The organism is Bariatricus sp. SGI.154, assembly GCF_050313795.1.
Lineage (GTDB): Bacteria > Bacillota > Clostridia > Lachnospirales > Lachnospiraceae > CAMBRQ01.
Genome location: NZ_JBNPMC010000068.1, coordinates 1 through 4,898, shown reverse-complemented (window position 1 = coordinate 4,898; position 4,898 = coordinate 1). Strand labels below are relative to the sequence as shown.

At 44.6% G+C, this 4,898-nt stretch carries 4 protein-coding genes; all 4 read right to left on the bottom strand.

The window, feature by feature from the left end:
* Positions 1 to 144: 144 nt before the first annotated feature.
* Positions 145 to 1,395 (bottom strand): uracil permease, encoded by a 1,251-nt coding sequence (gene uraA / locus ACQRBN_RS17265; RefSeq protein ID WP_427740333.1) that lies wholly within the window; start codon positions 1,393 to 1,395, stop codon positions 145 to 147.
* Between the two features lie 175 nt (positions 1,396 to 1,570).
* Positions 1,571 to 3,028: a xylulokinase gene (gene xylB, locus ACQRBN_RS17260; protein ID WP_427740332.1), complete on the bottom strand. Its 1,458-nt coding sequence runs from the start codon at positions 3,026 to 3,028 to the stop codon at positions 1,571 to 1,573.
* Between the two features lie 28 nt (positions 3,029 to 3,056).
* Positions 3,057 to 4,541: an L-fucose/L-arabinose isomerase family protein gene (locus tag ACQRBN_RS17255; RefSeq protein ID WP_427740331.1), complete on the bottom strand. Its 1,485-nt coding sequence runs from the start codon at positions 4,539 to 4,541 to the stop codon at positions 3,057 to 3,059.
* Positions 4,542 to 4,696: 155 nt separating this feature from the next.
* Positions 4,697 to 4,898: hypothetical protein (locus ACQRBN_RS17250; RefSeq protein ID WP_427740329.1), on the bottom strand; the 202-nt coding region annotated here is incomplete at its 5' end.

The window sequence follows — 4,898 nt, the reverse complement described above, 5'->3', positions numbered from 1 at the left end:
ACACAATCCGGCTTATGGCTGAACTGTTACAATTTATTTTATCGGGGACAGGGAGATTGCAAAAAGGGACAGGGCAAATCGAATTGGGGACGGGGGTTTTTTCAATTTCCCCCATCCCCAATTCGATTGTCCTGTCCCTTTTTACTAATCGTTCGTCAATTTCAGTTTATCCAGAATATAGAAAGCAAGACTCAATATCATGCCAACCACGCAAGCCAGTACCATACCCGTCAACTGGATATCGCCAAACTTCACTGCGATTCCTGATAAGCCCGTTACAAATACCACAGAGGTCAACGTCAGATTCCTGGAACGTCCATAATCCACCTGTGCATCTACCAGGATACGGATACCGGATGCCCCGATCATTCCATATAATAAGAAGGATATTCCTCCGATTACCGGACCTGGAATTGTCTGAATCAATGTGGATAATTTCCCCACAAATGAACATATGATTGATAAGACTGCCGCCCCAGCAATTACTCTCACGCTATAGACCTTCGTAACCGCCATAACTCCAATATTCTCACCATACGTTGTAGTCGGAACCGATCCGATCATACCCGAAATCATAGTTGACAGGTTGTCTCCCAGCAAAGAGCGGTGAAGTCCCGGATCTTTTAACAGATCTCTTCCCACAATCTTGCTTGTAACTACCTGGTGACCGATATGCTCAGATGCAATTACCAGAATTACAGGCAGTATAATCATAATTGCTTCCATACTGAACTTCGGAGTCTGGAAATTCGGCAGCGCGAACCAGGATGCCTTTGCCACCTCTGTAAAATCCACAATTCCGCAGCACAAAGCCGCCACATATCCAGCTATTACAGCAATCAGAATTGGAATTACCGATAAGAATCCACGGAACACAATATTTCCGAATACAGCCACGCCCAGAGTCACTGCGAAGACGATTACATTCTTTGGATTGATCACTTCATCCAATAATCCGGCGTTACTTGCTGCGCTGCTGGACAATTCAAGACCGATCAGCGCTACCACTGGTCCCATTGCAGCCGGCGGCAGAACAATGTCGATCCAGTCTGAACCGAATTTATAAATAATCAACGCAAGTATACAGCCACAGAATCCAACCACCACGAATCCGCCAAGTGCATACTGATATCCCATCTCACTGATTACAATTCCTGCCGGCGCAAGAAATGCAAAACTTGATCCCAGATAAGCCGGTGCTTTCCCCTTCGTAATTGCAATGAACAGCAATGTTCCCACACCATTCATGAACAACACGATCGCCGGGCTGATTCCAAACAAGAACGGAACCAGTACTGAAGCCCCGAACATCGCAAACATATGCTGGATACTCAACGGTATCAACAGTTTCGCCGGAACTTTGTCCTCTACCTGGATAATTTTTCTACTTTCCATCTGATGTCCTCCTCTTAATCATTCCTTTTTTACATTCTTCTACATTCTATCACACAAAGGTAGTAAATCAAAGTAAAGATTCATCGAATTGGGGACACGGCAAATTGAAAAAGGGACAGGGCAAATTGAATTGGGGACGGGGGAAATTGAAAAAACCCCCATCCCCAATTGAGATCTAGAACAATCCTTTCACCGTAGGATATATTTTTCTGAACTTCTGATATCTTTCTTCGTACTTTGCGACCAATTCCGGTTCAGGCTCAACCGTGTCTACCACTTTGACAATCTTTTTCGCAATCGTCTCCACATCCGGGTACTCTCCGCATCCAACCGCTGCAAGCATAGCACCCCCAAGGGCTGGTCCTTCTTCACTCTCGATCACGTCTACCTTCATATTCATGACATTGGCAATGATTCTCTTCCACAGCGGGCTCTTCGCTCCGCCGCCGCAGATCTTCGTGCGTTCGATCTGGATGCCAAGGCTTCTCGCTACCTCCAAGGAATCCCGAAGACCGAAGGTTACACCTTCTAATACTGCCTGCGTCATGTCTTCTCTGGTCGTATCCATGGACATGCCAATGAACATTGCTCTTGCGTCCGGATTATTGTGAGGAGAACGCTCGCCCATCAGATACGGCAGATAGAACACGTTGTTCTCACCCAGTTTCGTAATTCCTGCCTGCTCTGCGACAAAGTCTTTGGTCTTCAAGATCTCTTCATTCCACCACTTATTACAGGATGCAGCACTTAACATACATCCCATCAGATGATAATTGCCGTCTGCATGAGCAAATGAATGCAATGCATTATTCTCATCTACACCGAATTTCTTACTGGAGATGAAGATGGTTCCTGATGTTCCCAGGGAAATATTACACATTCCATCTCCTACAGTTCCTGTACCAACTGCTGCCGCTGCATTATCTCCGGCACCTGCGATTACCTTAACCGTCTCGGACAGCCCTAATTCTTCTGCCACCTCCGGCTTCAACGTTCCCACCACTTCATAACTTTCGTAAAGTTTCGGAAGTTGTTCTTCTGTGATACCACAGATATCCATCATTTCCTTAGACCAGCAGCGGTTCTTCACATCCATCAGAAGCATGCCAGACGCATCCGATACATCTGTGCAGAAAGAACCGGATAATTTATATGCCAGATAATCTTTTGGAAGCATGATCTTGCAGATCTTGTCGAAATTCTCCGGCTCATGTTTTTTCATCCAAAGAATCTTCGGTGCAGTGAAGCCTGCAAACGCAATATTCGCTGTATATTCTGATAATTTGTCTTTCCCTATTACCTGATTCAGATAGTCCGTTTCTTCGCCTGTTCGTCCATCATTCCAAAGGATTGCCGGACGGATAACATTATCATCCTGATCTAAAGCCACCAGACCGTGCATCTGTCCTCCGAAACTGATGCCCGCAACCTCCTGCTTATTGCATGTGGCAGTAAGTTCCTTGATACCTTCCATGGACTTCTCAAACCAGTCCTCCGGCTTCTGCTCAGACCAGCCCGGATGCGGGAAAAACAGCGGATATTCTTTTGATACAATCTTCTTAATCTGACCTTCTCCATCCATCAACAGCAACTTAACTGCTGATGTACCAAGGTCAACTCCAATATAAAGCATATTATTCCTCCTTCACACCTGAAGAAACTTATCTCCAAGGATTTTCTGTTGGGTATCTTACACCTGCTGGCTGATTATACCCAATCTCCTCTACCGGGACACCGATATACTTGAATACTTCGAATAACGCTTTGCCGTGATGTCCGAAAGCAACTGCTCCGTGATGCGGATATCCTCCCTCGATCAGCACATGGCGATAGAATCTTCCCATCTCCGGAATCGCAAATACGCCGATACTTCCAAAAGAACGTGTTGCAACCGGAAGTACTTCACCCTGAGCAATGTAAGCACGGAGTTTGCAATCTGCCGTACTCTGAAGACGATAGAAAGTGATGTCTCCAGGTACAATATCTCCTTCCAGCGTTCCCTGAGTTACTTCTTCCGGAAGCGCTCTTGCCATAATCATCTGATACTTCATCTCACAGAAAGATAATTTCCCAGATGCCGTATTGCCACAGTGGAATCCCATGAAGGTATCCTTCTGCGTATAGTTGTATTTGCCCTTAATATCTTCTTCGTACATATCTGTCGGTACTGTATTGTTAATATCAAGAAGTGTTACTGTATCGTTACTGATTACTGTTCCGATGAATTCACTCAGAGCCCCGTAAATATCTACTTCACATGATACAGGAATTCCCTGTGCTGTCAAGCGGCTGTTTACATAACATGGGACAAAACCAAACTGCGTCTGGAATGCAGGCCAGCATTTTCCTGCAATCGCAACGTATTTGCGGTAGCCTCTATGGTCCTCGATCCAGTCTTTCAACGTCAACTCATATTGAGCAAGTTTGGCAAGAATCTCCGGTTTCTTATTGCCGGCACCTAATTCTTCTTCCATCTCTTTTACAATAGCCGGGATTCTCTCATCTCCTGCATGTTTGCCAAATGCTTCGAACAGATCCAGTTCAGAGTTCTCTTCGATCTCAACACCCAAGTTATAGAGCTGCTTGATCGGCGCATTACATGCAAGGAAGTTAAGCGGTCTTGGTCCGAAACTGATGATCTTAAGATTCTTTAATCCTACGATTGCTTTTGCAATTGGAACGAATTCATGAATCATATCTGCACATTCAGCTGCATCTCCTACCGGATACTCGGGAATATATGCTTTAATATTACGAAGTTGCAGGTTATAACTTGCATTCAGCATTCCGCAGTATGCATCTCCACGTCCCTGTACCAGGTTATTGCCTGTCTCTTCTGCTGCTGCGACGAACATCTTCGGTCCATCAAAATGTTTTGCAAGCAATGTCTCTGAGATCTCTGGTCCGAAGTTTCCAAGATAAACGACCAGAGCGTTACATCCTGCTGCTTTAATATCTTCAAGTGCCTGTACCATGTGGATCTCGCTCTCTACAATACAAATCGGGCACTCATAGATTCCTTCTGAACCGTATTTCTCCGTATAGGCTTTCATCAAGTTCGCTCTTCTTGTCACAGAGAGGCTCTCCGGGAAACAGTCACGGCTGACTGCTACAACCCCAATCTTTACTTCTGGCATGTTACTCATAATAATGTTCCTCCTTAATATTTTGGTTCCGCTGTCGATTTTTATAATGTCATTTTATCAATTTTTTGTGTTCGTATCGACCTTATTTTTAGCCTATTCATGGCATTTTCTTGTCTTTTTTCAAAAAATCCTAAAACATATTTCCGTTCTCGTGGTCAGGCAGTTTCATTCCGGACAGGATTCCTGTGCTGTTCCTGTCTTTTATCCGGACAACATACATCTACAAATATTTTGTTCATCACATCAAAAAGACCATCTAAATGCATGGTGGAAATCTGCTTTTCTTCATTACAATTGTTTTCCTCCGGATTATATGGAATAGACAGGTTGCTGCCATCAATCGGTAGGGAATCCTTT

Bases quoted from the DNA above. Each gene is read 5' to 3' on its own strand.
- xylB (WP_427740332.1), bottom strand. From the start codon at position 3,028: ATGCTTTATATTGGAGTTGACCTTGGTACATCAGCAGTTAAGTTGCTG.
- ACQRBN_RS17255 (WP_427740331.1), bottom strand. From the start codon at position 4,541: ATGAGTAACATGCCAGAAGTAAAGATTGGGGTTGTAGCAGTCAGCCGT.
- uraA (WP_427740333.1), bottom strand. From the start codon at position 1,395: ATGGAAAGTAGAAAAATTATCCAGGTAGAGGACAAAGTTCCGGCGAAA.